Annotated in this window: 26 protein-coding genes; 15 read left to right on the top strand and 11 right to left on the bottom strand. The window is 63.2% G+C overall.

From position 1 onward, the window contains the following. Positions 1-82 precede the first annotated feature (82 nt). A complete protein-coding gene (locus Amn_RS03775) occupies positions 83-1,447 on the bottom strand; it encodes a leucyl aminopeptidase family protein (RefSeq protein WP_154385928.1) in 1,365 nt (454 codons plus the stop codon). 133 nt (positions 1,448-1,580) lie between these two features. Between Amn_RS03775 and Amn_RS03770 the strand changes: the two genes are divergently transcribed. Next, positions 1,581-2,390, top strand: coding sequence for a tetratricopeptide repeat protein (locus Amn_RS03770; RefSeq protein ID WP_154385929.1), 810 nt, complete (start codon positions 1,581-1,583; stop codon positions 2,388-2,390). Between the two features lie 73 nt (positions 2,391-2,463). Here Amn_RS03770 and Amn_RS03765 read toward each other — a convergent pair whose 3' ends face one another. From Amn_RS03765 to Amn_RS03725, 9 genes are all read right to left on the bottom strand, one after another. Next, positions 2,464-3,480, bottom strand: coding sequence for a type II secretion system F family protein (locus Amn_RS03765; RefSeq protein ID WP_067965719.1), 1,017 nt, complete (start codon positions 3,478-3,480; stop codon positions 2,464-2,466). Between the two features lie 4 nt (positions 3,481-3,484). Continuing rightward, complete coding sequence (locus Amn_RS03760) at positions 3,485-4,498, bottom strand: type II secretion system F family protein (protein ID WP_154385930.1); 1,014 nt, start codon at positions 4,496-4,498, stop codon at positions 3,485-3,487. Between the two features lie 26 nt (positions 4,499-4,524). Then, positions 4,525-6,030, bottom strand: a complete 1,506-nt coding sequence (locus tag Amn_RS03755) for a TadA family conjugal transfer-associated ATPase (protein WP_182575140.1) — start codon at positions 6,028-6,030, stop codon at positions 4,525-4,527. A 29-nt stretch (positions 6,031-6,059) separates the two neighbouring features. Further along, positions 6,060-7,343: a CpaE/TadZ family protein gene (locus tag Amn_RS03750; RefSeq protein WP_154385932.1), complete on the bottom strand. Its 1,284-nt coding sequence runs from the start codon at positions 7,341-7,343 to the stop codon at positions 6,060-6,062. Positions 7,344-7,365: 22 nt separating this feature from the next. Next, positions 7,366-7,989: a CpaD family pilus assembly protein gene (locus Amn_RS03745; RefSeq protein ID WP_502874748.1), complete on the bottom strand. Its 624-nt coding sequence runs from the start codon at positions 7,987-7,989 to the stop codon at positions 7,366-7,368. Positions 7,990-8,090: 101 nt separating this feature from the next. Next, the gene (locus Amn_RS03740) at positions 8,091-9,611 is read right to left on the bottom strand and encodes a type II and III secretion system protein family protein (RefSeq protein WP_067965729.1); all 1,521 of its coding nucleotides are present in this window, start codon (positions 9,609-9,611) and stop codon (positions 8,091-8,093) included. Further along, on the bottom strand, positions 9,608-10,423 hold the full coding sequence (gene cpaB / locus Amn_RS03735; RefSeq protein WP_067965731.1) for a Flp pilus assembly protein CpaB: 816 nt from the start codon (positions 10,421-10,423) through the stop codon (positions 9,608-9,610). The genes Amn_RS03740 and cpaB overlap by 4 nt, the downstream gene beginning before the upstream one ends. A gap of 127 nt (positions 10,424-10,550) precedes the next feature. Then, entirely contained in the window at positions 10,551-11,072 is a 522-nt protein-coding gene (locus Amn_RS03730; RefSeq protein WP_067965732.1) for an A24 family peptidase, read from the bottom strand. A 175-nt stretch (positions 11,073-11,247) separates the two neighbouring features. After that, positions 11,248-11,421 carry a Flp family type IVb pilin gene (locus Amn_RS03725; protein ID WP_083948712.1) on the bottom strand — a complete coding sequence of 58 codons (174 nt, stop codon included), beginning with the start codon at positions 11,419-11,421 and terminating at the stop codon, positions 11,248-11,250. Between the two features lie 364 nt (positions 11,422-11,785). Between Amn_RS03725 and Amn_RS03720 the strand changes: the two genes are divergently transcribed. The 14 genes from Amn_RS03720 (at position 11,786) to Amn_RS03655 (ending at position 24,898) form a co-directional block, all read left to right on the top strand. Further along, a complete protein-coding gene (locus tag Amn_RS03720; RefSeq protein ID WP_067965734.1) occupies positions 11,786-12,211 on the top strand; it encodes a pilus assembly protein N-terminal domain-containing protein in 426 nt (141 codons plus the stop codon). Between the two features lie 134 nt (positions 12,212-12,345). Beyond that, entirely contained in the window at positions 12,346-12,924 is a 579-nt protein-coding gene (locus Amn_RS03715; RefSeq protein WP_067965736.1) for a TadE/TadG family type IV pilus assembly protein, read from the top strand. Positions 12,925-12,998: 74 nt separating this feature from the next. Beyond that, a complete protein-coding gene (locus Amn_RS03710) occupies positions 12,999-13,595 on the top strand; it encodes a TadE/TadG family type IV pilus assembly protein (RefSeq protein ID WP_246340911.1) in 597 nt (198 codons plus the stop codon). 106 nt (positions 13,596-13,701) lie between these two features. Then, positions 13,702-14,940, top strand: coding sequence for a phosphopentomutase (locus Amn_RS03705; protein ID WP_067965739.1), 1,239 nt, complete (start codon positions 13,702-13,704; stop codon positions 14,938-14,940). Further along, on the top strand, positions 14,933-15,823 hold the full coding sequence (gene mutM / locus Amn_RS03700) for a bifunctional DNA-formamidopyrimidine glycosylase/DNA-(apurinic or apyrimidinic site) lyase (RefSeq protein WP_067965741.1): 891 nt from the start codon (positions 14,933-14,935) through the stop codon (positions 15,821-15,823). The genes Amn_RS03705 and mutM overlap by 8 nt, the downstream gene beginning before the upstream one ends. Before the next feature lie 50 nt (positions 15,824-15,873). Next, positions 15,874-16,647, top strand: a complete 774-nt coding sequence (locus Amn_RS03695) for an enoyl-CoA hydratase (protein WP_154385934.1) — start codon at positions 15,874-15,876, stop codon at positions 16,645-16,647. 134 nt (positions 16,648-16,781) lie between these two features. Further along, entirely contained in the window at positions 16,782-17,048 is a 267-nt protein-coding gene (rpsT, locus tag Amn_RS03690) for a 30S ribosomal protein S20 (protein WP_067965745.1), read from the top strand. Between the two features lie 835 nt (positions 17,049-17,883). After that, positions 17,884-19,419, top strand: coding sequence for a chromosomal replication initiator protein DnaA (gene dnaA, locus Amn_RS03685; RefSeq protein ID WP_067954401.1), 1,536 nt, complete (start codon positions 17,884-17,886; stop codon positions 19,417-19,419). Between the two features lie 202 nt (positions 19,420-19,621). Next, positions 19,622-20,740, top strand: coding sequence for a DNA polymerase III subunit beta (gene dnaN, locus Amn_RS03680; protein ID WP_067954407.1), 1,119 nt, complete (start codon positions 19,622-19,624; stop codon positions 20,738-20,740). 49 nt (positions 20,741-20,789) lie between these two features. Beyond that, complete coding sequence (gene recF / locus Amn_RS03675; RefSeq protein ID WP_286297834.1) at positions 20,790-21,941, top strand: DNA replication/repair protein RecF; 1,152 nt, start codon at positions 20,790-20,792, stop codon at positions 21,939-21,941. A 52-nt stretch (positions 21,942-21,993) separates the two neighbouring features. Beyond that, on the top strand, positions 21,994-22,752 hold the full coding sequence (locus tag Amn_RS03670) for a molybdopterin-synthase adenylyltransferase MoeB (RefSeq protein WP_286294593.1): 759 nt from the start codon (positions 21,994-21,996) through the stop codon (positions 22,750-22,752). A 3-nt stretch (positions 22,753-22,755) separates the two neighbouring features. Beyond that, a complete protein-coding gene (locus Amn_RS03665; RefSeq protein WP_286294592.1) occupies positions 22,756-23,238 on the top strand; it encodes a GNAT family N-acetyltransferase in 483 nt (160 codons plus the stop codon). After that, entirely contained in the window at positions 23,235-24,488 is a 1,254-nt protein-coding gene (locus Amn_RS03660) for an aconitase X (RefSeq protein WP_182575141.1), read from the top strand. Before Amn_RS03665 ends, Amn_RS03660 begins: the two co-directional genes overlap by 4 nt. Continuing rightward, positions 24,485-24,898, top strand: a complete 414-nt coding sequence (locus tag Amn_RS03655; protein WP_067954414.1) for an aconitase X swivel domain-containing protein — start codon at positions 24,485-24,487, stop codon at positions 24,896-24,898. Before Amn_RS03660 ends, Amn_RS03655 begins: the two co-directional genes overlap by 4 nt. Positions 24,899-25,118: 220 nt before the next feature. Here the strand turns inward: Amn_RS03655 and Amn_RS03650 are convergent, their stop codons facing one another. Next, complete coding sequence (locus Amn_RS03650) at positions 25,119-26,120, bottom strand: 2-hydroxyacid dehydrogenase (RefSeq protein WP_067954416.1); 1,002 nt, start codon at positions 26,118-26,120, stop codon at positions 25,119-25,121. Positions 26,121-26,267: the final 147 nt, after the last annotated feature.

Genomic DNA, 26,267 nt, shown 5'->3' with positions numbered 1-26,267 from the left:
CCCCGCAATACGGGGAGAAGGATAAGCGGCTACGCCGATGCCCCCTCCACCGTCACGGGTCAGGGTGAGGGTGAGGGCAATTTCACCCAAACCGTGCCGAAATGACCTTTTCCAGCGCGCGGATGGCCTGGGCTTCGCCGCCGGTCGGACCGTGCGGACGATCGCTCGGGTTCCAGGCGAAGATGTCGAAATGCGCCCAGCCTGGCGTCTTCTCGACGAAGCGCTTGAGGAACAGGGCGGCGGTGATCGAGCCGGCGAAACCGTCCGTGGTGACGTTGTTCATGTCGGCGATCTTCGACGACAGCTTCGAATCATAAGGCTTCCACAGAGGCATGCGCCAGATCGGGTCCTCGACGGTGACCGATGCGGCGGCAAGATCGGCAGCGAGTGCTTCGTCGTCGGTGTAGAAAGGCGGCAGGTCGGGGCCGAGCGCCACCCGCGCGGCACCCGTCAGCGTTGCCATGTCGATCAGCATTTGCGGCTGCTCGTCATCGGCAAGGGCGAGCGCATCGGCCAGCACCAGCCGGCCCTCGGCGTCGGTGTTGCCGATCTCGACTGATATGCCCTTGCGGCTCTGCAGCACGTCGCCCGGCCGGAAGGCGTTGGCCGAGATCGCGTTCTCGACCGCCGGGATGAGCACGCGCAGCCGGACGTTGAGCCGGGCCGCCATGATCATCGAGGCGAGGCCGAGGACGTTGGCGGCGCCCCCCATGTCCTTCTTCATCAGAAGCATGCTGGATGCCGGCTTGATGTCGAGGCCGCCGGTGTCGAAGCAGACACCCTTGCCAACCAGCGTGACCTTGGGTGCATCCTGGGGACCCCAGCTCAGGTCGATCAGGCGCGGCGCATCGTCGGAGGCGCGGCCGACAGCATGGATCATCGGGAAGTTGTGCGTGAGAAGGTCGTCGCCGAGCGTCACCTTGACGTCGGCGCCATGGACGCCGGCGAGTTTGCGCACCGCGGCTTCGAGCGCCGACGGGCCCATGTCGTTGGTCGGCGTGTTGACCAGGTCGCGGACGAGGAACACCGCATCAACGATGCGGTGCAGCCGTGCCATGTCGACACCGGCGGGCAGTTCGAGGCCAAGCGCCCTGCCCGGCTTCTTGCCGTAGCGGGTAAAGACATAGCCCCCGAGGGAAGCACCCAATGTTGCCAGTTCAGGCTGCGCCGGCGCGCCCTGGAAGTGCCAGTTGCCTTCGGGCAGGTTGCGCGCAAGCGCGCCGAAGGCAAGCCCGCTGTCGCCATTGCCGATGCCGAACAGCGCTCCGGCAAGCCTGCCATCCGCGCCGGGGATTGCCAGCACCTTTCCAGCCTCGCCGGCGAAGCCGTTGGCATTGGCCCAGGCCAAGACGTCAGCAGCGAGCCCGGCATTTTCGAGACCGCCCTTGGCGACAAGGTGGATCGGCAGTGCGTCGGAGGGCTTTTGCTCGAACAGTTCGACCGGCATTTCGGCTTCCTTCAGTCTCGGATGGCTGTGCCGTCAGGCGTTCTTAACCATCCGTTAGGGTTAACAGAATATTTCTCCAAAGCGGGGAAATGGCCTGTGAACGGCCACGCGAACGAATGGAGACCCGTCGCCGATGTTGACCAATCGCTCGATGAACGCAACGGGAAAACGCCTCGCCCGAATGGCTTTGCTGACGCTGCTGATGGCAAGCGTCGCCGGCTGCGGCGCCTCCAGGATGACGACCGGCTCGATCGGACGCGGCAAAGCGGTCGACACAATGTCGACGGGTGCGATCGGCGGCTCCGTCGACCAGATCGGACGGACCTATGCCCGCGACCCCAACAACAAGCCGGTGGCACTGCAATATGCCTCGGCGTTGCAGATCAAGGGTCAGACCGACCAGTCGCTGGCGGTGATGCGCAAGCTCGCCATCGGCTATCCCAAGGATCGCGACGTGCTCGCAGCCTATGGCAAGGCGCTCGCCGCCTCGGGACAATTCCAGCCGGCGCTCGATGCCGTGCGGCGCGCCCAGACACCTGAATATCCCGACTGGAAGCTGGTGTCGGCGGAAGCCGCGATCCTCGACCAGCTTGGCCAGACCCAGGATGCGCGCGGTCTCTATCGCAAGGCGCTCGACCTCAAGCCGAACGAACCGTCGGTGCTGTCCAATCTCGGCATGTCCTATGTGCTCGAAGGCGACCTGAAATCGGCCGAGACCTATCTCCGCTCGGCCGCTTCGCAGCCTGACGCCGACAGCCGCGTGCGCCAGAACCTGGCGCTTGCCGTCGGGCTCCAGGGCCGCTTCGACGAGGCCGAACAGATTGCCAGCCAGGAGCTTTCGCCCGAGCAGGCGCAGGCCAATGTCAGCTACCTCAGGGGCATGCTGGCCCAGCAGAATGCATGGAACCAGATCAAGGCGGACGACAAGTCGAAGAAGAACTGACGGAACCGTCTGAGCCAACGCAAGAAGCCGCGTCATGACGCGGCTTTTTTGTGCCTCGATGAAGGGTGCTGCCCTATTCGCTGCTTGACTGCTGCTTGTCGCCCATCAGGCCGCGCTCACTGATCTGCATGCCGGCTGGGCCGAGGATGACGGCAAACAACACCGGCAGGAAGAACAGGATCATCGGCACGGTGAGCTTGGGCGGCAGTGCGGCCGCCTTCTTCTCCGCAGCGTTCATGCGCATGTCGCGGCTTTCGGCCGCCAGGACGCGCAGCGCGTGCGCGACGGGCGTACCATAACGCTCGGCCTGGATCAGCGCCTGGGTGATGGACTTGACCGAATCAAGCCCTGTACGGCCGGCCAGGTTTTCATAGGCCTGACGGCGTTCGGTGAGGTAGGACAGCTCGGCATTGGTGAGCACGAACTCCTCGGCGAGATCGACAGACTGCGCGCCGATCTCGTCGGCAACCTTGCGGAGCGCCGATTCCACCGACATGCCCGATTCGACGCAGATCAACAGCAAATCCAGCGCATCCGGCCAGGCCGCCTGGATCGACTGCTTGCGTTTGGTGGCTCGGTTGTTGACGTAAAGCACCGGTGCGTAGAAGCCGGCATATGCCAGAACGATGCAGATGAAAACCTTCATCAGGAACGGCTTGTCGGGGAACGCGCCAAGCACGAAGATGTAGAGTATGCCCAGCATCAGGCCGACGAACGGCAGGACCAGACGAAAGAACAGGAAGCGCGTCAGCGGGTTCTGACCGCGGAAACCGGCGATCTTCAGCTTGTTGAGCGTCGCTTCGTCGACGAGTGCCCGGCGCAGGTCGAGCCGCTCGACGATGTTGCGCATACCGATCGACTGCTGCTCGCGCAGGCCCTTGTGGCGGCGGTCGGCTTCGGCGGCAAGGCGCATGCGTTGCTTGGCGCGCAGCTCGTCGCGCTCAAGGGCAACCGCCTTCATGCGCCCCTTGAGCGGATTTCCGCTCAACGACGGCAGGACGGTGAACACAGTCGCGAACACCGCGATCGCGACGAGCAGCGCGATGAGGAAGGACGGATCGGTAAGCGATTTAACAACCTGGTCCGTCATCGGCCTAGACCTCGAAGTTCATCATCTTGCGCATCACAAAGATGCCGATCGCCATCCACACGCCTGAAATGCCGAGGATGAGGTGGCCGGTGCTCGTGACAAACAACGGCATGATGTAGTTCGGGCTCGAGAAGAAGACGAGCACGGCGACAACGACCGGCAACGAACCGATGATCGCGGCCGAGGCCTTGGCTTCCATCGACAGCGCCTGAATCTTGGCCTTCATCTTCTTGCGGTCGCGCAGCACGCGCGACAGATTGCCCAGCGCTTCGGAGAGATTGCCGCCCGCCTGGCTCTGAATCTGGATGACGATGCCAAAGAAGCCGGCTTCGGGACATGGCATTGTCTCGGTCATGCGCAAGGCAGCGTCCGGGATGGAGATGCCCACCTGCTGCGCCTCGACCATGCGACGGAATTCGCCGCGAACGGGTTCGGGCGATTCCGAAGCGATGAGGCGGATGCCATCATTGAGCGGGAGACCTGACTTCACGGCGCGCACGATGATGTCGAGCGCATTGGGAAATTCCTCGAGGAACTGCTTGACGCGGCGGCCGCGACGGAAGGACACGAACCACCTGGGCAAGCCAATGCTGCCGGCAAGCAGCGCGCCAGGCAGCAGGATCAGCGGCGCGCCCGCCAGATAGACCAGCAACGTAACGACGAGACCGCAGATCGCCGAACAAACGTAGAAGCGCTCGATCGTGACCAACATGCCGGCCTGTCTGATCTGCACGCGCAGCGGCGGCTTCTTGATGTTGCGGTCCTTGGCCTTCTGCTTTTCCTCGAGCTCCTTGAGAGTATCCTGGACCGACTTGCGCCTTTTGGCGACTTCGGCGACCCGGTCGCGCGAGGCCTTGACCACCGACTTGTCCGACTCCGTCTGCCTGACCAAGGCCATGCGACGGTCGGTGTTGGCCTGGGTCTCGATCCTGTTGAACAGGAAGGCATAGGCGACCGCGCCGGCACTCAAGCCGGCCAGTACAACGAAGATCAGCATCATGGCGTCGAGGCCGAACATGGCGTCAGATCCTCATCCTATGCATGTCAATCCGAAGCCTTTTCCATGGCTTCGAGTGCGGTCGCCAGACGTGCTTCCTCACCGTAGTAGCGAGCACGATCCCAGAAGTGCGGCCGACCGATGCCCGTCGAGACGTGGCTGCCGATCAGCCTGCCGTTCTGGTCCTCGCCTTTGATGTTGTAGAGCACCAGATCCTGGGTGATGATGACGTCGCCTTCCATACCGATCACCTCGGTGATGTGGGTAATGCGGCGCGAACCGTCGCGCAGGCGGGCGGCCTGGATGATGATATCGACGGAGCCGACGACGATCTCGCGCACGGTCTTCTGCGGCAACGAATATCCGCCCATGGCGATCATCGCCTCGATACGGTTGAGGCATTCGCGTGGGCTGTTGGAGTGAATGGTGCCCATCGAGCCGTCATGGCCGGTGTTCATCGCCTGCAAAAGGTCGAACACCTCCGGTCCGCGCACTTCGCCGACGATGATGCGCTCGGGCCGCATGCGCAGGCAGTTCTTGACCAGGTCGCGCATCGTCACCTCGCCCTCGCCTTCCAGGTTGGGCGGGCGCGTTTCGAGGCGCACGACATGCGGCTGCTGCAGTTGCAGTTCCGCCGAGTCCTCGCAGGTGATGACGCGTTCGTCGCGGTCGATGTAGTTGGTCAGACAGTTGAGCAACGTCGTCTTGCCGGAGCCCGTACCGCCCGAGATGATGATGTTGCAGCGGACGCGGCCGATGATCTTCAGCACTTCGGCGCCGTGTGGCGAGATCGCGCCGAACTTGACCAGCTGATCGAGCGTCAGCTTGTCTTTCTTGAACTTGCGGATGGTGAGGGCGGCGCCGTCGATCGACAATGGCGGCGCAATGACGTTGACGCGCGAGCCGTCGGGCAGGCGCGCATCGCAGATGGGGGAGGATTCGTCGACGCGGCGGCCGACCTGGCTGACGATACGCTGGCAGATGTTGAGCAACTGCTGATTGTCGCGGAAGCGGATCGAGGTCTGCTCGACCTTGCCGTTGACTTCGATGTAGACGTTCTTGGCCCCGTTGACCATGATGTCGGCGATTTCGTCGCGCGCCAGCAGCGGTTCGAGGGGGCCGTAGCCGAGCACGTCGTTGCAGATGTCCTCAAGCAGCTCTTCCTGCTCGGAGATCGACATCGCGAAGTTCTTGATCGCGATGATGTCGTTGACGATGTCGCGGATTTCTTCACGCGCGCTTTCAGGATCGAGCTTGGCAAGCTGCGACAGATCGATGGTGTCGATCAGCGCCGAGAACACCTGGCTCTTGGTGTCGTAATAGCTTTCGCTGCGCTCGCGCTGCGCCTTGCGCGGCTCTGGCGCATAGGAGGGCGTCGGCTCGAAATTACGCCGCGGCGCGGCTGCCGGTGCAGCCGGCGCAGGCGCCGCGGGGCGTGGAGCAACCAGCGTGTCGGCGGCCTGTGGCGATGCCGCGGGGGGCGGCGTCGTTGCGAGCGGACGGAACCCCGGCGTGGGGCGATTACCGTCGTCGTTGCCTCTCCTGCCAAACATGATCGACTAACACCTCCGCCGCACTGGCATCACTTCTTGCGGGCTTTCAGCCGACTGAGAATTCCACCGAGTGCGGACGCCTTCTTGGCCTTGGCCTCGGACCGGCCGGTGAGAACATGGGCGATCTCGTTGATCGTCTGGACGACCGCGTTCTTGGCATCCATCTCGCCCAGCATGCGTCCATTGTTGGCGGCATTGCCGAACAGCAGCGGGTCGAAAGGGATGACCGCCAACGGCGAGATGCCAAGCGGCTCGGCGAAATCCTTGGCGGTGATCTCAGGGCGTTTCGGCACCCCGGCCTGGTTGAGAATCAACCTGGGCGGCGGATCGTTGGGCCGCAGCCGCTTCAGCATATCGACCATGTTCTTGGTGTTGCGCAGATTGGCCAGCTCGGGCGTCGCCGTGATGACCACCTCATCGGCGCGAAGCAGTGTGTTCTTGCTCCAGCCGCTCCAGATATGGGGTACGTCGAGCACAAGCATCGGCGAGCTGCGCTGGGCCGTGTCGATGATCGATGTGAAGGCCTCGGCGTCGAAATCATAGACGCGCTCAAGCGTCGAGGGTGCTGCAAGCAGCGACAGATGCTCGGCGCACTGGGCCAGCAGGCGGTCGAGATAGACCTCGTCGACACGTTCCGGCGCAAACACCGCCTCGGCGATGCCCTGGGCCGGGTCCTGGTCGAAGTTGATGTTGGCGGTGCCAAAGGCCAGGTCGAGATCGGCGACGACCACCTCGGACTTGAACAGGCTCGACATCGCCCAGGCGATGTTGTGGGCAATGGTGGAGGAACCCACGCCGCCCTTGGCACCGACGAACGCAATCGAGCGTCCGATCGGCTCTGCGTCGGGGTCGACGAAGATCGAGGAGATGACGCTGACGACATCCGCGGTGGAGACAGGCGCCACGACATATTCCGAGATGCCCGAGCGGATCAGCTCGCGATAGAGCGCGACGTCGTTGTAATGGCCGATGACCACCACCTTGGAACTCGGGTCGCAATATTCCGACAGCCGATGCAACGCCTCAAGCAAGCTCTTGGGTTCGCTGCGCGACTCCAGGATGATCAGATTCGGGGTCGGTGCGCCGCTGTAGACCTCGATGGCGGTTTCGATACCGCCCATATGGACCTGGAGATGGGCCTTGGCCATCCGACGGTCCTCGCCGGCGCGGCCAATCGGCCCGGCGACGCTGTCTGTCTCGCAGAAGGCCTGGATCGAAATGCGCGGCACGGGCCTCAAGGTCTGCATGACGTCAAGATCATGCTGCGACAGCTCGGCCCCATCGGATGGGGAATCGTAGGCGAGATTGCTCATGTCTGACTGCCCCCAAATCCCATCAATAGAATGTTTCCGGATCCCAGGGAGCCGGCGGCTTTCGATACTGGTCGATCACCACGTTGCGGTTTTCGGCATCGATCTCGGATTGCTTGCGTGGCCCGAGCAGGTCTGCCGGGTTGGCGATCTGCGCCGCGAGATTGTTCTGATAGGAACAGCCGAAATTGGCGTGGAGTTTGTTCTCGGTCGTGTCGGCGATATCCGCCGGCCAGGTGCCGCAACGGCCCGTCTGCGCCCTCATCGCCGCGTAAACAACGCGGATGGGTGACGATGCTTCGGGGTACTCGCTCTGGTAGCGGGTGATGGCGATCCGGTTTCTGGGAACGCCGGCCTTCATCGCGACGTTCATCAAGCCACGGGCAGTCCTCGAAGCTGCAGCGTCGTTGGCCCCGCCCGCAGGGGTCATGATCGTCAGCGTCGGGGCCGCATTGCGATCATAATGCTGCAGGTATCCTTCGAAAGTAATCCTCTGCCCTCTGGTAATGCCGGTATCACCAGCACCCACCGGAATGTCGAGGGTCTGGTTCTTCTCGGCAATGACGATGGGATGATTGGTGCGGTAGTCGTCGGGGATCGAGCCGACGACGACGCTGTCACGATTGGCGCAGCCTGCCAGCAATGCCACCGCGGCAGCTGCAAGCAGTGAACCAAGGAAGCGCGCATTGACCGGTCTGTCGCGGTCGGCGGTACGTGTGAAGATTGCCTGAGACATGCCCCTATCCCCGCTCATTTGTAAATGAAGCCGACGACGCCGTGATAGCGGCCCATGGGCTTGTCGGTTTTCATGGTGCCGTAGACCCGGTTGACGCGGCCGAGGAAAATACCGGCGCCATCGCTGGCAACGCTGAAATTGTCGTCAGGCTTGGCGAGTTCATTGCGTGCAACCGGGCGCGCCAGATATGGGGTCACGATGATGACCAATTCGGATTCATTGCGGATAAAGTCGCGACTGCGAAACAACGTGCCAAGGATCGGCACTTTCGAAAGACCGGGCACCCCGCCCATGATCTGTTTGACGTCGTCGCGAACGAGACCGGCAATCATCATCGAGCCACCAGAGGGCAGTTCGACTGTCGTATCGGCAAGACGCTTGCGCAACGACGGCAGCATCGGATTGGAACCACTGGCGCCCGGTGATTCATTTGTCGGTTCGGAGACCGCCGTCCGAACCTTCAGGCTGATGCGCCCAGGCGAGAGCACGACAGGCTTGAACTCAAGGCTGATGCCATATTCCATCGTCTCGTAGCGGAGGCCGCCGGGGTCGGTGACGACGCCCTGGTCGTTCATCTTTGGCGCCGAAACCTCTCGCAACATGTTGTACTCGCCGCCAACGCGGAAAGTCGCCTGCTCGCCCGACACTGCCGTCAAGGTCGGCTCGGCAAGGGTTTTCAGGACACCTGCCTGATCCATGGCGTTGATCGAGGCTTCAAGGCCATTCTTGCCAATCAATGAGAAGTTTTTGCCCGATAACGGCGCGCCCAGACCGCCTGTCGCGGCGTTTGCTATGCCCCAACTAATGCCGTCTGCGCCGCCATTCGCCAGCATGTTGACGCCAAGCTGCTTCATGATGTTGCGGCTGACTTCGGCGACGGTGACCTTCAGCATCACCTGATCGTCGCCGACGATCTGGAGCAGGTTGACGATCTTGCTCTTCTGGCGCGTCTGGTCGGGGTTATCGATATCGACGCCGCCGTTCTGGGATCCGCCGGAGGCAGTCTGCGAATACTGACCAGTCGTCGCCTCACCGCCTGTCACGAAGATCGTCGCCAGGTCGACGGCGCGCTTGGCATCGAGCGGGGTGTCGACGGTGCCGGTCAGCACGACGTTGTCGTTCAGCAGTTCGACCTTGATGTCGGCGCTGGGGATGAAGCGCTTGATGTAATCCTCGAGGCCGGCAACGTCGCGCTCGACAGAGAGATCGAGGCTGACGATCTGCTCGCCATTGGGGCCAAAAACGAAGATGTTGGTTTCACCGACCGCCTTGCCGAACAGGTAGATGCGCCGCGCCGTACGGGTGACGGCGTCCGCAACGGCCGGGTTGGCGACGAGGATGTCATAGGCGTCGCTCGGCAGGTCGATGACAACCGATTTGTTGAGACCTAGCTTGACGCGCTGGCTGTTGGTCGTGTTCGAGCCGATCTTGGCCTGGGCTGCGGAAGCCGGGGCGAGATTGGCAACAAGGGAGCCGCCGGCCAGGATGCCAAGGGCTGTGGCAGCGGTCGCCAGAAGTCTGATGCAGGACCTCATTTCCGTGCTCCCGATTCAGAAATCTCGCCAGATTTGATGAGCCGCACCGTTCCGCGCTTGCCTGAGCCGGAAACCAGATAATCGGCCTCGGCGAGGTTCTTCTGCTGGGTGTCGGCAACCGAACGCAGCGCCAGTGTCAGTCGGTCAGCCATCTGCTGCGCCACGGTGATGATTTCGGCCTGCTGCGGCGTAAGCTCGAGCGTGGCGGTTTCGCCAACCTTGACCTTCTTGCCTTCCTCATCCTCCTGGATGGCCTGATCGATGGCCAGGACGCGGATGTTACTGAGAATGGTTTCGGTGGTGAAGCCGCCGCCGGATTTCGATGCGTCGGTGCGGCGCGTCATGATGACGTCGACATAGTCGTTGGGCAGGATGAAACCACCAGCCGAAGTGTCGGCGGAGATCGTGGTGGCGACAGCGCGCATGCCGGACGGCAGGACCGCCGACATGAAGCTCTGGCCTTCGCCGATCAGCTTGGACTTGCGCAGCGGCTCGCCACTGTACATGGCAAGTCGCGCCACTGAGGCTTTGAACTTGTCGAGCGCTTCGGGCTCGGCATCCCGGGTAATGAAATTGGGATTGACGCCGTCACTGGGCCAGGGCTGCCAGCCGATGTTGTTTTCGACGGTGCCACCCATGGGCACGTCGGCGGTCAGCACCAGAACATCCGTAAGGGCAATCTGTGGCTGTTGTGGGCCGGACTCGACAATGACCTCGGCCGGCGGCGGTGCCGACATGTTCTTGGCGACAAAACCGGCGCCGCCTGCGGCAGCGACCGCTACGCCCAGTATCATCAGTCGCGATGCAGCCATTTGTCCGAAACCTCGCCCTGGCACCCCATCAAGCCAAGCCGGACTTTGCATAGGCAATCGTCAACTTATGGTTAATGCAGTCCTTACAAGCGTGATTAATTGTTTCTTACGCGTGGTGTCTGCAGGGCTATTGTGACGCCAGACGCTCCACTGCCCAGACCGCCAGCGGCGAGGCCGGGTAGGTGACGAGCCCGCCGAGCCCAAGGGCAATGCCATAGGGCACGCCGCCTGCGTCTTCGGAGAAGTTCTTGAGGAACATGTTCTGGCTGACGACGCGAGACAGCAACGAACTCCGGAAAGCCAGGATCGAGAGCGTCAGGACACCACCAAGGATCGTCGAGGTGAGCAGATACTCCATCAGGGGCATACCTAGCCCCATCCAGACGCCGGTGGCAGCGATCAGCTTTGCGTCGCCGCCGCCCATGCCGCCAAAGGCAAACAAAGCAAATGTAACCGTCAGCAGCAAGGCACCGGCGGCAAGATGCAAACCGATATCCGCCCACGCCATTCCAGTTAGCGGTGCAACAACGAGGAACACACCGAGCAGCAGCAGCGGCACACGATTGGCGATCGTCATCGACAAGGTGTCGGAGACGGCTGAAAAGACCATGCAGAAGGGAAATACGACAAAAATCAACGCTTCAAGCATGGCTACATCTCCGCCATTCACACCACATGGGTCGAAGCTAACGAAGCGGCATTAAGCTTCGATGAACCGGCGGCGGGATCCATCGATTGCCGCCCGAAAGCAAAAAGGCTGCTCAACGCGAGCAGCCTTCCGTGAACCTTACCGACTGAAGCGCCGGAGAGGCTTTGCGCCCATATTACGGGGCGGGCGTCAGCGCCGTTGCGATGGCGTCGAAGCGTGCATCCAGCTGCGTGCCGACGCTGCCGGCGGCAACGATGATGGCAAGCGCGATAAGCGTGGCGATCAGACCGTATTCGATGGCGGTCGCGCCGGATTCGTCCTTCACAAAACGTGCGATGAGGTTCGACATGATAAGCTCCTTGCTCCGTGTTACAGCACTTCCGCCAACATTTCTTTGTCGTCGATCGGATGACTGCAACCTAGCGGGGAGCTCTTTCGATCGACTTAAGAAACAGCCTTACCGAATCCTTTCGTGGCGGCTTGGCTCCATTTGGTTAACTGCGAACTAAGCGCAGCCCAACAATTGTCAGGGATGGCCCCTGCCTCGGGAAGGCGTTCTTCGGCGCCGGCAACGTGACATGAAGACTGTTCGAAAGGGATGCCGCCTCGCCCTATGGTTGTCACCATGCAACGCTTAACCGTTGGTTCACCAAAGTCGTTCATCTTCCATTGAACAGTGGACCGACACCGACAGCCGCCGAGGGGGCGACGACATGGCCAAGCCAAACCTTTATGTCCTGGGAACCTGCGCCTGGCTGGCATCTCTCGCGGCCGCAACATACGCATATGCCGGCGCGGGCATTGAAGTGACGATGAACCAGGCCAAGATCGTGCGGCTCACGCGCCCGGCCGATACCATTGTGGTCGGCAATTCGGCGATCGCCGATGCTGCCATACAGGACGCCTCGACCATCGTGCTCACCGGCAAGGGTTTCGGAGTCACCAACCTCGTGGTGCTCGATGCCGACGGCAGCCCGATCGTCGACGAGCAGGTGACGGTTATCCGCCATGACGCCTCATCCGTCCGCATCTACCGGCGTTCGGAGATCCAGACGCTGTCCTGCACGCCCTATTGCGAGAGCTCCTACAAGAGCGATGCCGAGCGGATGTCCGAGAGCGAGATGAACGCCAGCCAGTAGGTGTCGATGCGTGACACTGCGCCGCGTGGTTAGCCGCGGGTAAACCGGATTCGCACAATTTTCCCGGTCATTCAAACCGGACCTCAACAGCTTTCCCTTATACGTCGACGCGAACCACGGAACGCGGTCGGGACATGAGCGCAGCAGCGGTTGCAGAAGGCATTGATGTGAACGGATCCAAGCCAAGCCACCTCATCAGGTTCATGCGGAACCGGAGCGGCAGTACAGCGATCGAATTCGCCGTGCTGGCGATCCCGTTCTCGCTGCTGGTCTTTGCCATCCTGGAAAGCTGCATTGCGTTTGCCGGGCAACAGGTGCTCGCCAATGCCGCCGACGAAGTTGCACGGCAGTTGCGCACGGGCCAGGAAAAGGCGGCAGGTTTCACCGAGGACAAACTGAAGAACAAGATTTGCGAGAAGCTTGCAGTCCTGGTCTCGAAGGACTGCAAGGCCCAGCTTATCGTCGATCTGCGCAGCTATCCGACCTTTGCCGAAGCGGCAAAGGTCAAGCTCAAACTGACCAGCGACAGGGATGTCGACACGACAGGCTTTGCCGTCACACCAGGCCCTTCGATGTCCAAGAACATGCTGCAGGTCATCTACAAGTGGCCTGTCATCACAGATTTCATGCGGGCATCGATGTCGAACCTCAAGGACGGCAAGACCCTGCAATACGCGACCGTCACCTGGCAGAACGAACCGTTTAACGACTGAGTGAACCGATCGGCCACGAGAGCCGCGGACCTGGGAAAAGGGGCAACATGTCTTTCTGCGCGGGAGCACGATCCTTGCTGGAGCAATGGCGGTGTCGCGCTCGCGCGCTGGTCGGTGACAGGCGCGGTATTGCCGCCGTCGAATTCGCCATCATCGCGCCGCTGCTGTTGTCGCTCTACTTCGTGACCATGGAGGTTTCGCAAGGGATCGAGACCAACAAGAAGGTCAGCCGCGTCGGCTCGATGGTCGCCGACCTCGTCACCCAGCAGCAGACCACCACCACGGCCGAGATCGATGCGATCATGAAGATCGGTGAATCGATCCTGCAGCCCTACAATCGCAGTGTCGGCAAGATCGTGATCACCGCGATCGAGATAACCGATGAACCGACACCTGTCGTAAAGGTGGCCTGGTCACGCAAACTCGTGAACGGCACTGCCTCGATGGACGCCCCCAAAGACGCTCCGGCAACGGTGCCGACGGCACTCAAGATCAGAGGAACCTTCCTCATCCGCGTCGAAAGCAACCTCGACTACCTGCCCGTCATCGTCTGGACACCCACAAGCAAACAGACGCTTGGCCTGGGCGCGGCTTTCGCCAGTATCCCGATGTCGGAAACCTACTATCTGCGCCCCCGCATGAGCGCATCGGTTCCCTGCACGAACTGCTGAACCGGCACAGCCCTGTGCCGCGAAGCTGTCAGCTGTCGCCGGATAATTGCCAACGTCCGCGACTGATCCTATGTCTGGCGGACCGGCAATTGAGAGCCCCTTGTAGATGGCGCGTGCATTCCTGTTTGTTCTGGATTCCTTCGGCATTGGCGGGGCGGCCGACGCCGCGCACTTCGGCGACGTCGGTTCCGACACGTTCGGGCACATTGCGAGCGCCTGCGCCGAGGGCCGCGGCGACCGCGTCGGTTTGCGCAGCGGCCCGCTAGAGGTGCCGAATATGGCATCGCTCGGGCTTGGCCTCGCCGCCAGGCGGGCGACAGGGTTCGAATTCGCCGCCGGCACGCCGCTACGTGCCGGCGCCTTTTTCGGTGCGGCACAGGAAGTTTCGAGCGGCAAGGACACACCTTCCGGCCACTGGGAAATCGCCGCCCTGCCCGTCACCTTCGACTGGGGTTATTTTCCGCAGACTGTTCCGGCCTTCCCCGCCTCGCTGACCGAAGCGATATCCAGGGAAGGCAAGGTTCCGGGCATTCTGGGCGACTGCCACGCCGGCGGCGTCGAGATCATCGAACGGTTCGGCGAAGAGCATGTCAGAACAGGCAAGCCGATCTGCTACACCTCGGTGGATTCGGTGCTGCAGATCGCAGCACATGAAACGCATTTCGGGTTGGAGCGGCTCTACGAGCTATGCCAGGTCGTCCGCCGCCTCGTCGACCCGCTGAAGATCGGCAGGGTCATCGCCCGACCCTTCCTGGGCGAGAGCAAGGCAACGTTCCAGCGCACGCCCAACCGCCGCGACTATGCCACCCCGCCCCCTGAGGACACGTTGCTCGACCGCCTCACCGCACGCGGCAGCAAGGTGATCGGCATCGGCAAGATCGGCGACATCTTCGCGCATCGCGGTATCAGCGAAATCCGCAAGGGCGTCGGCAACATGGCGATGTTCGACAAAGCGCTCGGTGCCATGGACGACGCCCGGGACGGCGACCTGGTGTTCGCCAACTTCGTCGACTTCGACACGGAGTTCGGCCATCGCCGCGACGTGCCGGGTTATGCCGCAGCCCTCGAGGCCTTCGACAGGCGCCTGCCCGAGGCTTTTGCGCGGATGAAGCCGGGCGACCTGCTCATCCTCACCGCCGACCATGGCAACGACCCGACCTGGCCAGGCACCGACCACACGCGCGAGCGCATCCCGGTGATCGGTATCGCTGCGGGCGGTTCCGGCGGGGACATCGGGCTGAGGCTTACCTTCGCCGACATCGGCGAAACGGTGGCGGCCCATCTCGGCCTGGCGCCCGGCCGCCATGGCAACTCCTTCCTGGAGACGGTCGCCAGCCATGCCTGAATTGCCCGAAGTCGAAACCGTGCGGCGCGGACTGCAGCCGGTGCTGGAAGGCGCGCGCATCGAGCGCGTCGAGACCCGCCGCCCCAATCTGCGCTACCCCTTCCCCGACAGGTTCGGCGAACGCCTGGAAGGCCGCAAGATCACCTCGCTCGGACGGCGCGCCAAATATCTGATCGCCGATGTCGAGGATGCGCCGCTGCTGATCTGCCATCTCGGCATGTCCGGCTCGTTCCGCGTCGAAACCGACGAGGGCTCTGCCGCCCCAAGCAATTTCCACCACGAGCGCTCGAAGTCCGAGGCTCACGACCATGTCGTCTTCCACGTCGCGGATCCAAAGGGGGTTTCGGCGCGAGTCGTCTTCAACGACCCCAGGCGGTTCGGCTTCATGCTGTTTGCCGAGCGCAACGGCACCGAGCATCCGATGCTGCAGGGACTTGGCGTCGAGCCGACGGGCAATACGCTTGACGGTGAACTGCTCGCCCATCTGTTCGAAGGCAAGAAGACTCCACTGAAGGCGGCCCTGCTCGACCAGCGGCTGATTGCCGGACTGGGCAACATCTATGTCTCCGAGGCACTTTGGCGCGCCGGGCTGTCGCCGACGCGGGCCGCAGGCACAATCGCCGACAATGGCAAGGTGGCGAAGGAGCGGGCTACGCTTCTGGCGACATCGGTGCGGGAAGTCATTGCCGATGCGATCGCCGCCGGCGGGTCCTCGCTGCGCGACTATGTCCATACCGACGGCTCGCTCGGCTACTTCCAGCACTCCTTCTCCGTCTATGACCGCGAGGGCGAACCTTGTGCGCACAGCGGCTGTGCGGGCCACATCGAGCGCATCGTGCAGAGCGGGCGCTCAACCTTCTATTGCCGCCAGTGCCAGCGCTGAGTTAGAGCAAAGCCTCATTGGTGACGCTGCGAGAGAGGGAGAGCCGCAAGATGGCCTATGAAACGATCATCGTCGAAACACGCGGCAAGGTCGGGCTGATCACGCTCAACCGCCCGAAGGCGCTCAACGCGCTCAATTCTCTTGTCCTGGCCGAGCTCCTCGCCGCCACCGGCACTTTTGAAGCCGACCAGGGCATCGGTGCCATCGTCATCACCGGCTCGGAAAAGGCCTTCGCGGCCGGCGCCGACATCAAGGAGATGCAGGGCAAGACCTATGTCGACGCCTATATGGAAGACTTCTTCTCCGGCTGGGAGGCCTTTGCAGCCAACCGCAAGCCGATGATTGCAGCTGTCGCCGGCTACGCCCTGGGCGGCGGCTGCGAACTCGCCATGATGTGCGACTTCATCATCGCCGCCGACTCGGCCAAGTTCGGCCAGCCCGAGATCACGCTCGGCGTCATGCCCGGCATGGGCGGCTCGCAGCGCCTGACCCGTTTCGTCGGCAAGTCGAAGGCGATGGACATGTGCCTGACCGGCCGGATGATGGATGCGGCCGAAGCCGAGCGCTCCGGACTCGTTTCGCGAGTCGTGCCCGCGGCCGATCTGATGGAAGAGGCGATGAAGGCGGCGGCAAAGATCGCCGACTTCTCGCTTCCGGCTGTCATGATGTGCAAGGAAGCGGTCAATCGTTCTTATGAAGCAACGCTGTCCGAAGGCCTGCGCTTCGAGCGCCGCGTGTTCCATTCAATGTTTTCACTCGACGACCAGAAGGAAGGCATGGCGGCCTTTGCCGAGAAAAGGACTGCGAATTTCCGCAACCGCTGACCTGAATCGCGTTGACGTTGGCGGCAAGCTGAACTATAAGCCGCACCAACTGAGGCGCCCCCAGGGACGCCCGATTTATTTTTGCGCTCTACGGATACCCGCGGGCGCCCACCTAGAGACCAAAGAGAGGCACCATGGCCAATACCTCCTCGGCCAAGAAGGCAACGCGTAAGATCGCCCGCCGCGCAGCGGTCAACAAGAACCGCCGCTCGCGCGTCCGGACTTATGTCCGCCAGGTCGAAGAGGCACTGGCCTCGGGCGACAAGGCAAAGGCGGAAGCCGCCTTCAACGCCGCCCAGCCGGAACTGATGCGCGCCGCCACCAAGGGCGTGCTGCACAAGAACACCGCCTCGCGCAAGGTTTCGCGCCTGGCACAGCGGCTCAAGGCGCTTTCCGCCTAAGCCCTGCAAGCAATTGGATTTCTGATCAACCCGGCCTAACCAGCCGGGTTTTTCTTTTGCCGGATGGGGGCCGAAAAACCCATCCGAAGGGCCGTCCAAGCAGGGTCTGCAGGGGGTCGAAATTTTGCCGGCATATGCGGCTATTCTGATAACTACAACTGTTAGAAGTAGCCCTACAACCAGACTCGGGCTGGCAGAAATTACCTATCAATTTCAAAGACTTGCGAATGGTCATCCACAGCTTGTTCAAGCTGCCCGCAGGGCTCGGGGGACAAGTTGGTGTCAAGCGGATTCTTTTAAAAATATTTCGGCCGGCGTGCGGTTTTTTTCGATCCCCGGAAAAGGGTTTGAATCACAACGGCTTTGTCCCTTTGAGGGGTACCGGCAAGCTTTGAATCCGGAGCCGAGGTAAGCAGATTCATTAAAAACGGGTTAGACTCGGCCTTGCCTCGTCCACAGCGATTTTTGTAAGGTCTTTTTATCGAAGGGACGGGCAGCAAGCCCTCTGCAAAGCCACAAAATCGGCGGCGTTCTCGGCGTGGATGGAATCCGCGTCCGGGGGAGGTATGCCCACTTCGAAGTATACTTGGGGCGTGTGGGGATACACGGCATGGTGACTTTGCATCGCACCGGCGATTTCGCCGGGTGGCTACGCATTTGCCTGGTGCTGCCGCCCCCGCGGCACTGGCCTTCCGAAAGCGCTGCATGGCGCTAGGCGAAGGTGACTGGGGCTCCGCCGGAAACGGCAAGCATCCCGAATGAACATACACCGATGGAGACGCGAGCGGCGCGTCCCCATTCGGCAACGAGGACCGAAGGTTAGGGATTGCAAACAATGCAAAGCGGCATCGAAAGGGAAGCAAATGCGGGCTTTCTTTTTACCGGCGAACTGATCGAGGGCAATGAAGTGGCAGCAACCAGCGCCGCAGAGAAGAATTTTGACCGGGTCAAGACGCAGCTTCAGGTACGCCTGGGCAGCGAGGTCTTCTCAAGCTGGTTCGGCCGCATGAAGCTTGCGGAGACCTCGAAGGGCATCGTGCGCCTCTCGGTGCCGACGGCTTTCCTGCGCTCCTGGATCAACAGCCATTATCTCGATCTCATTTCCGAACTCTGGCGCCAGGAAGAGCCTGGGCTGCTGAAGCTCGAGATCATCATCCGCACGGCAACCCGCACGGCGCGCCCCGGCGTGGAAGCCGACACGGCTGCACTGCGCAAGCCGGTGCGCCAGGCGCAGACCGCCCTTGCCACCAGCACCGTGGCTGCAGGGCGCGCTGCCGAGCGCCCTGCCCCGGTGCGCAACGGCACCGCCGACCAGGAATTCAAGCAGAGCGTGCTCGGCTCGCCGCTCGACCCGCGCTACACCTTCCAGTCCTTCGTCGAAGGCCCGTCCAACCGGGTGGCCCTTGCAGCGGCGCGTGCTGTGGCGGAATCGAACTCGCGCTTCAACCCGCTGTTCCTCCACGCCACCGTCGGTCTCGGCAAGACGCACCTGTTGCAGGCAATCGCCGCAGAATCGCTGCGCCAGAACCCGAAGTCGCGTGTCGTCTACCTGACGGCCGAATACTTCATGTGGCGCTTTGCGACCGCGATCCGCGACAACAACGCGCTGACGCTCAAGGAACAGTTGCGCGACATCGACCTGCTCATCATCGACGACATGCAGTTCCTGCAGGGCAAGTCGATCCAGCACGAGTTCTGCCATCTCATCAACATGCTGCTCGATTCGGCCAAGCAGGTGGTGGTTGCGGCCGACCGGCCGCCGGCGGAACTGGAATCGCTCGAGCCGCGCGTGCGTTCGCGCCTCAATGGCGGCGTGGCGCTCGAAATGTCGGCACCGGACTTCGGCATGCGCCTTGGCATGCTCAAGCTGCGCTTCGCCGGCGCCAAGCACGAAGACCCCAACCTTGCCATGGACGAGGAGATCCTCACCCATGTCGCCCGCACCGTGACCGGCTCGGGCCGTGAGCTGGAAGGCGCCTTCAACCAGCTGATCTTCCGCCAGTCGTTCGAGCCGCAGCTGTCGATCGAGCGCATCGACGAGATTCTCGGCCACATCTACCGCTCCGGCGAGCCGAAGCGCGTGCGCATCGAAGACATCCAGCGCATCGTGGCGCGGCACTACAACGTGTCGAAGACCGAGCTTCTGTCGAACCGCCGCACCCGCACCATCGTCAAGCCGCGCCAAATCGCGATGTATCTGTCGAAGGTGATGACGCCGCGTTCGCTGCCCGAGATCGGCCGGCGTTTCGGTGGTCGCGACCACACCACGGTGCTGCATGCCGTGCGCAAGATCGAGGATCTGTCGGGCGGCGACAACACGCTCGCCCAGGAGCTCGAACTGTTGAGGCGGCTGATCAACGACCAGGCCTGACGGGCTGCAAACGCAGGCGACGGATTGACGCCTGCGACTTATCCCCAGAACGCCCGCGCCACGGCCGCCAAGTCGTCGCGCGGGCTTGCCTTTCCGCCGTTTTTCCTGTCAGACTCAGGTGAATTCCGATCGTGTTGCGGGCTTTCCCGGGCGCATTCGAGCCCGCGAGCCCGCACCTTCAAACAAGCGAGCCTGTTTCGTCATGCGTGTTATCCTGGAACGCTCCAACCTGTTGAAGTCCCTGAACCACGTGCACCGCGTGGTCGAGCGCCGGAACACCATTCCGATCCTGTCCAACGTGCTGCTGCAGGCCAATGGCGCGAGCCTCGAACTGAAGGCGACCGACCTCGATCTCGAGATCTCGGAAGCAACACCGGCCTCCGTCGAACAGGGCGGCGCGACCACGGTTCCCGCGCACCTGCTCTACGACATCGTGCGCAAGCTGCCTGACGGCGCCGAAGTGATGCTGAAGACCGACGAGGACGGCAACGCCATGTCGGTGGTGTCTGGCCGCTCCAGCTTCCGCCTCCAGTGCCTGCCGCAGTCGGATTTCCCCGAGCTTTCCGCCGGCACTTTCTCCCACATCTTCCGGCTCGACGCCAACGCGCTCAAGGGCCTGATCGACAAGACCCAGTTCGCCATCTCGACCGAAGAGACGCGTTATTATCTCAACGGCATCTACCTGCACACGCATGAGAGCGGCGGCAAGCTGATGCTGCGCGCGGTCGCCACCGACGGCCACCGCCTGGCGCGCGCCGAGGTCGAGGCGCCGGCCGGCTCCGAGGGCATGCCGGGCATCATCATTCCGCGCAAGACCGTTTCCGAACTGCAGAAGCTGATCGACGATCCGGACGTCGCCGTCACCACCGAGATTTCCGACACCAAGATGCGCCTGACCATCGGCGGCGTGATCCTGACCTCGAAGCTGATCGACGGAACCTTCCCCGACTATCAGCGCGTCATTCCGAGCGGCAACGACAAGAAGCTGATCATCGACCGCCAGAGCTTTGCTGCTGCCGTCGACCGTGTCTCGACGATCTCGTCCGAGCGTGGCCGCGCGGTGAAGCTGTCGATCGCCGACGGGTTGGTGACGCTGGCCGTCAACAATCCCGATTCGGGCAGCGCCGTCGAAGAGCTGGCCGCCGACTATTCCTCGGACCCGATCGAGATCGGCTTCAACGCCAAGTACCTGCTCGACGTTGCCGCCCAGCTCAAGGGCAGCGAAGCCCGCTTCATGCTGGCCGATGCCGGGTCGCCCACGCTCATCCACGACACAGCCGACGAGAACGCTCTCTACGTGCTGATGCCGATGCGCGTGTAGCGCCCACACGCCCGTGTTGGAGCCAGATACGGGGGAGACGCGGAAGCGCATCCCCTCGACGCATATCGGTAAGCTTCAGCTTACCGACTTCCGCAATTACAGCTCGCTCTCGCTCGACCTCAGGCCGGGCGCGGTGGTGTTCACCGGCGAGAATGGTGCCGGCAAGACCAACCTTCTCGAAGCCATCTCCTTCCTGACGCCGGGACGCGGCCTGCGCCGTGCGCCCTATCCCGACGTCGCCCGCGAAAGCAGCGCGGGTGCCTTTGCCGTGCATGCGGCGATCGAGGGGCCGTTCGGAGATGCCGAGCTGGGCACGGGCACGACGCCGGACGCTGTAGGCGAGGCCGGGCGCCGCGTGCGCATCAATGGTGCCGCCGCCAAGGCCGACGACATGCTGGAATGGCTACGCGTGGTGTGGTTGACGCCGTCGATGGACGCGCTGTTCACCGGGCCGGCCGGCGACCGTCGCCGTTTTCTCGACCGGCTGGTGCTGGCGATCGACCCGGCGCATGGCCAGCGCGCGCTCGACTATGAAAAGGCGATGCGCGGCCGCAATCGCCTGCTGTCCGAAGACCGGCGCGACAACGCCTGGTTCGATGCGATCGAGATCCAGATGGCCGAGACGGGTGCCGCGATCGCCGCCGCGCGCGTCGAGATGGTGCGACTTCTGACGGCGATGATCGGGCGAATGCCGGAAACCGGCCCTTTCCCGCAAGCCGAGCTGAGTTTGGCCGGTACGCTCGAACAGAGCATCGGCGACATGCCGGCGGTGGAGCTGGAGGAGCGTTTCCGCCAGGCCCTGGCCGGCGGGCGCGAGCGCGACCGCGCGGCGGGACGCACGCTCGAAGGCCCGCACCGCTCCGATCTCGTCGTGCGCCACAAGCCGAAATCCATGCCGGCGGAGCTGTGCTCGACCGGCGAACAGAAGGCCTTGCTGGTCGGCATCGTCATTTCGCATGCCCGCCTCACCGGCGAGATGGCGGGTGCTGCTCCCATCCTGCTGCTAGACGAGATCGCCGCCCATCTCGATGCCGGACGGCGCGCGGCACTGTTCGAAATCCTCGAAGAGCTCAATTGCCAGGCCTTCATGACCGGCACCGAGCCCAGCCTGTTTTCAAGCCTCGCCGGCCGGGCGCAGTTCCTGACCGTCGACCATGGCAGCGTCAGCGAAACGCCGTTGCCCGATAGTCTGGACCGATAGTTCGCGCGGCTATCCGACTGACAAGCACAAGCCGTGGCGATATGGTAGCGCCATGAACCAGCCAGCCCCGCTCTCCCCTGAAGAACTCGAACGCTACGCCAGGCATATCGTGCTGCCGGAGATCGGCGGGCCGGGCCAGCAGAAGTTGAAGCGCGCACGCGTGCTGGTGATTGGTGCCGGCGGGCTCGGCGCCCCGGTGCTCGAATATCTCGCAGCGGCCGGCGTCGGCACGCTTGGAATCGTCGACGACGACCATGTCTCGTTGTCCAACCTGCAGCGCCAGATCATCCACGCCACTGATTCAGTCGGCATCTCCAAGGCTGACAGTGCCGCCGCAACCATTGCCCGCATCAACCCGCATGTGACGGTCCAATTGCACAAGCTCAGGCTGACCTCGGCGAACGCTGCCGAGCTGATCGCCGGTTACGACATGGTCATCGACGGCTCCGACAACTTCGAGACGCGTTATGCCGTGGCCGATGCCGCAGCCGAGGTGAGGCGGCCGCTGGTACATGCCGCTGTGGGACGCTTCGACGGTTCGATCACCGTTTTGAAGCCGTTCGAGACGAACGCCGAAGGCCGCAAGAACCCGACCTATCGCGACCTCTTTCCCGAGCCGCCGCCGGCGGGGCTGGTGCCGTCCTGTGCCGAGGCCGGCGTGCTCGGCGCGCTGACCGGCGTGATCGGCACGCTGCAGGCAATGGAGGCGATCAAGCTGATTACCGGCATCGGCGAGCCGCTTGTCGGCCGGCTTTTGCTCTACGATGCGCTCGGTGCACGTTTCGACACCGTGCGCTACAAAGCCTCCTGAACCATGGCAGGCAAAGCTGACATCGCGCGGCTGACGCAGGCTTTCGACCGCTGGGACGAGTTGCTCGGCCTGATCATGCGCGCCTTCGCCTATATGGACGGCGTCATCGACCCGCCGTCCTCGGCGCATCGGCTGACTGCAGCCAGTCTGCGCGACAAGGCCGGGGATGAGGTCGGCTTCATCGCCACCCTGGACGGACGGCTTGTCGGCTGCATCTTCGCCGCCGAGCGGGACGATGTCATCTATGTCGGCAAGCTTGCCGTCGACGACAGCGCTCGCGGCCTTGGCATCGGCCGGGCGCTGATGCTGGCGGCCGAGCGCCATGCCGCAGAGCGGGGCAAGCCGGTGCTCGATCTGCAAACGCGAATCGAGCTCGCTGCCAACCACGCTACCTTTGCCAAAATGGGCTTCGTCGAGTTCGAGCGTACCGCGCATGACGGCTTCGACCGCCCGACCTCGATCACCTTTCGAAAGACGCTTCGGTGAGTCTCGCTCTCACCGCCGACGAACGGAGAATCGCCGGCGGGGCCGATGGCGCTGCCATGGCGATGCGCATCGTCGCCGAAAGTGCGTCCCTTCTCGGCGCGCCCAGGCTGATCCCAATCGCCTCGGCGCATATAGACGGTGCGCTCTATCACGGCGATTCGGGCACGCTGTTCGCCGAACGGCTGGTCGAAGGCGGCGCCCAAGTGGCTGTGCGCTCGACGCTCAATGTCGGCGCGCTCGATCTCATGGGCTGCTCGCGCGTGCGCCTCGAAGAGCCGCAACGGTCGATGGCGCGTCGGATGATGGAGGCCTACCGCAAGCTCGGCTGCGAGCAGAGCTGGACCTGCGCGCCCTACCAGGCCGGCCACCGCCCTGCCTTCGGCAGCGACGTCGCCTGGGGCGAATCGAACGCTGTCGTCTTCTGCAACTCGGTGCTTGGCGCCCGCACCAACCGCTATGGCGACTTCCTCGACATCGCCTGCGCGATCTCGGGCCGCGCGCCCGACTATGGCCTGCACCTCAAGGAGAACCGCCGCGCGACGCTGGTTTTCGATGTTTCCGCCCTGCCCCCCGAATTCCTCGCCTCTGAAATCGCCTGGCCGGTGCTCGGCAGCCTTTATGGCCGCGAGGCCGGCAATGCCGTCGGCGTGGTGACGGGGATACCACGAAACCCCGGCGAGGACGCGCTCAAGGCCTTTGGTGCTGCGGCCGCATCGTCTGGTGCGGTCGGCCTGTTCCATATTGACGGCGTCACCCCGGAAGCGCCCGATGCCGAAACGGCGCTGGGCGGCATCACAGCCGAGATCACGATCCTGGTAACGGCCGCCATGGTCGCCTCCGCCCAGGCCAGGCTTTCGACAGCCGGCAACACCGAGCGCATCGACGCCGTCGCCATCGGCAGCCCCCATCTGTCGCTTGACGAGTTCGGCGCGCTGCAACGGCTGATGGCTGGTCGGCGGCTTGCCGTACCGATCCATGCCTGCACCGGCCGACATGTGCTGGCCGAGCTCGACCGCAACGGCCAGCGCAAGGCGCTGGAAGCGCTCGGCGTGGTCATCGTCACTGATACCTGCGTGGTGGTGACGCCGATCCTGCCTGACAGTGCCGGCGGCGTGCTGATGACCAATTCGGGAAAGTTCGCCCATTATGCACCCGGAAACACCGGCTACGCCGTGCTCTATGGCTCGCTCGCCGACTGCGTCGAAAGTGCCGTCACCGGGCGGCCGGTGTTTGCGAGGCTCGGCTCGTGAGCGCACGCGGCAACATCCTCGTCGCAGGCAAGCCGGGTCAAGGCCCGGCACTGGTGCTGTCGGCGCCGATCAGCTTCTGGGGCGGCGTCGATCCAAAATCCGGGCGCATCGCCGACGTACGCCATCCCGAATGCGGTCAGAGCATGTCGGGCAAGGTGTTGTTTTTGCCTGGCACTATCGGCTCTTCGTCGGCATCAGCCGTACTGATGGAACTTGTCCATGCCGGTCATGCGCCGGCGGCACTGGTGCTGCACGAGCCCGACGCCATCCTCCTGCTCGGGCTGATCGTGGCGCGAGAGATGGGTTGGGAGACACCGGTGGCGGTGAGGCTGCCGCGGGAGATGTTCGCCGCGTTCGAGGGAAGGCAGCTGCAGGTTGGTGCTGATGGGGCGATCAGCGTTTCCAACTGAAGCGGGCGGCTGGGCCGTGCGTCCTTCGAGGCCGCCGCCAGCCCATAGCCCCAACCATGCAAGGTGGATGAGGGCTCGCACCTCTGGATGGGGCAGTCGGAGCACTCCGCACCAAGTTCTGGACCATCGAGGCGGCAAGCTGAAAAGCGACGACCTTCCTCATCCAGAGGTGCGAGCCCAAGAGGCGAGCCTCGAGGGACGCAGCGAAAATCGCGTCCGCTCAGGTCCTCAGCGGCAGCACCCGGTCCGGCGGGCGGTGGCCGTCGACGTGAGCGCGGATGTTGATGATGACCTTTTCGCCCATGTCGATGCGGCCCTCGATGGTGGCCGAGCCCATATGCGGCATCAGCACCACCTTGCCGCGGGCGGCAAGCTTGAGCAGCTTGTGGTTGACCGCCGGCTCATGCTCGAAGACGTCGAGGGCGGCCCCCGCAAGCTTGCCGTCCTGCAGCATCTTGACCAGTGCGTCCTCGTCGATGATGTCGCCACGGGCGATGTTGACGAGATAGGCGTGCGGCTGCATCAGCGCCAACCTGCGGGCCGACAGCAGATGGAAGGTCGCCGGCGTCGACGGGCAGTTGATCGAGATGATGTCCATGCGGGCGAGCATCTGGTCGAGGCTTTCCCAATAGGTCGCCTCCAACTCGTCTTCGACCGACTGCAGCACACGGTGGCGGTTGTGGTAATGGATCGACAGACCGAAGGCTTTGGCGCGGCGGGCAACCGCGGTGCCGATGCGCCCCATGCCGACGATGCCGAGGCGCTTGCCGCCGATGCGGCGGCCGAGCATCCAGGTCGGCGACCAGCCGGCCCATTTCTTGTCGCCGGTGAGAACACTGGCACCCTCGGTCAGGCGGCGTGGAACGGCGAGCATCAGCGCCATCGCCATATCGGCGGTGTCTTCGGTCAGGACGTTCGGCGTGTTGGTGACGGTGATGCCGCGCTTGGCGGCGGCGGTGACGTCGATCTTGTCGACGCCATTGCCGAAATTGGCGATCAGCTTGAGGTTGGGGCCGGCCTGCTCGATCAGGGCGGCGTCGATGGTGTCGGTCACAGTCGGTACCAGCACGTCGGCTTCCTTGACCGCCGCCACCAGCTCCGGCTGGCTCATCGGCCGGTCGTCGACATTCAGCCGCGCGTCGAAGAGTTCGCGCATCCGCGTCTCGACCTGGTCGGGCAGCTTGCGCGTAATGACGACGAGAGGCTTTTTTCGACCGGCCATTCTATCCTCGACGAAGATCTCGTTGAGACCTCTTTAACCAAGACCGGCGAAACTGCAATCCGATCCATGAGTGGTAATCTGTGTAACAAGCAGTGCCGCCGAAGACAAAGAAAAAGGGTGTCCGCCTAAAGGGCACCAAGTTCAAAC

Origin of the sequence: Aminobacter sp. Y103A (assembly GCF_030294925.1) — a bacterium.
Classification (GTDB): Bacteria; Pseudomonadota; Alphaproteobacteria; order Rhizobiales; family Rhizobiaceae; genus Aminobacter; species Aminobacter ciceronei.
The sequence above is the reverse complement of the archived record's forward strand: the minus strand, read 5'-3'. Positions and strand labels throughout refer to the sequence as shown.

Excerpts from the sequence above, each read along its gene's own strand:
- Amn_RS03775 (WP_154385928.1), bottom strand. The coding sequence starts at position 1,447 with ATGCCGGTCGAACTGTTCGAGCAAAAGCCCTCCGACGCACTGCCGATC.
- Amn_RS03770 (WP_154385929.1), top strand. The coding sequence starts at position 1,581 with ATGTTGACCAATCGCTCGATGAACGCAACGGGAAAACGCCTCGCCCGA.
- Amn_RS03765 (WP_067965719.1), bottom strand. The coding sequence starts at position 3,480 with ATGACGGACCAGGTTGTTAAATCGCTTACCGATCCGTCCTTCCTCATC.
- Amn_RS03760 (WP_154385930.1), bottom strand. The coding sequence starts at position 4,498 with ATGTTCGGCCTCGACGCCATGATGCTGATCTTCGTTGTACTGGCCGGC.
- Amn_RS03755 (WP_182575140.1), bottom strand. The coding sequence starts at position 6,030 with ATGTTTGGCAGGAGAGGCAACGACGACGGTAATCGCCCCACGCCGGGG.
- Amn_RS03750 (WP_154385932.1), bottom strand. The coding sequence starts at position 7,343 with ATGAGCAATCTCGCCTACGATTCCCCATCCGATGGGGCCGAGCTGTCG.
- Amn_RS03740 (WP_067965729.1), bottom strand. The coding sequence starts at position 9,611 with ATGAGGTCCTGCATCAGACTTCTGGCGACCGCTGCCACAGCCCTTGGC.
- cpaB (WP_067965731.1), bottom strand. The coding sequence starts at position 10,423 with ATGGCTGCATCGCGACTGATGATACTGGGCGTAGCGGTCGCTGCCGCA.
- Amn_RS03730 (WP_067965732.1), bottom strand. The coding sequence starts at position 11,072 with ATGCTTGAAGCGTTGATTTTTGTCGTATTTCCCTTCTGCATGGTCTTT.
- Amn_RS03725 (WP_083948712.1), bottom strand. The coding sequence starts at position 11,421 with ATGTCGAACCTCATCGCACGTTTTGTGAAGGACGAATCCGGCGCGACC.
- Amn_RS03720 (WP_067965734.1), top strand. The coding sequence starts at position 11,786 with ATGGCCAAGCCAAACCTTTATGTCCTGGGAACCTGCGCCTGGCTGGCA.
- Amn_RS03715 (WP_067965736.1), top strand. The coding sequence starts at position 12,346 with ATGAGCGCAGCAGCGGTTGCAGAAGGCATTGATGTGAACGGATCCAAG.
- Amn_RS03705 (WP_067965739.1), top strand. The coding sequence starts at position 13,702 with ATGGCGCGTGCATTCCTGTTTGTTCTGGATTCCTTCGGCATTGGCGGG.
- mutM (WP_067965741.1), top strand. The coding sequence starts at position 14,933 with ATGCCTGAATTGCCCGAAGTCGAAACCGTGCGGCGCGGACTGCAGCCG.
- Amn_RS03695 (WP_154385934.1), top strand. The coding sequence starts at position 15,874 with ATGGCCTATGAAACGATCATCGTCGAAACACGCGGCAAGGTCGGGCTG.
- rpsT (WP_067965745.1), top strand. The coding sequence starts at position 16,782 with ATGGCCAATACCTCCTCGGCCAAGAAGGCAACGCGTAAGATCGCCCGC.
- dnaA (WP_067954401.1), top strand. The coding sequence starts at position 17,884 with ATGCAAAGCGGCATCGAAAGGGAAGCAAATGCGGGCTTTCTTTTTACC.
- dnaN (WP_067954407.1), top strand. The coding sequence starts at position 19,622 with ATGCGTGTTATCCTGGAACGCTCCAACCTGTTGAAGTCCCTGAACCAC.
- Amn_RS03670 (WP_286294593.1), top strand. The coding sequence starts at position 21,994 with ATGAACCAGCCAGCCCCGCTCTCCCCTGAAGAACTCGAACGCTACGCC.
- Amn_RS03665 (WP_286294592.1), top strand. The coding sequence starts at position 22,756 with ATGGCAGGCAAAGCTGACATCGCGCGGCTGACGCAGGCTTTCGACCGC.
- Amn_RS03650 (WP_067954416.1), bottom strand. The coding sequence starts at position 26,120 with ATGGCCGGTCGAAAAAAGCCTCTCGTCGTCATTACGCGCAAGCTGCCC.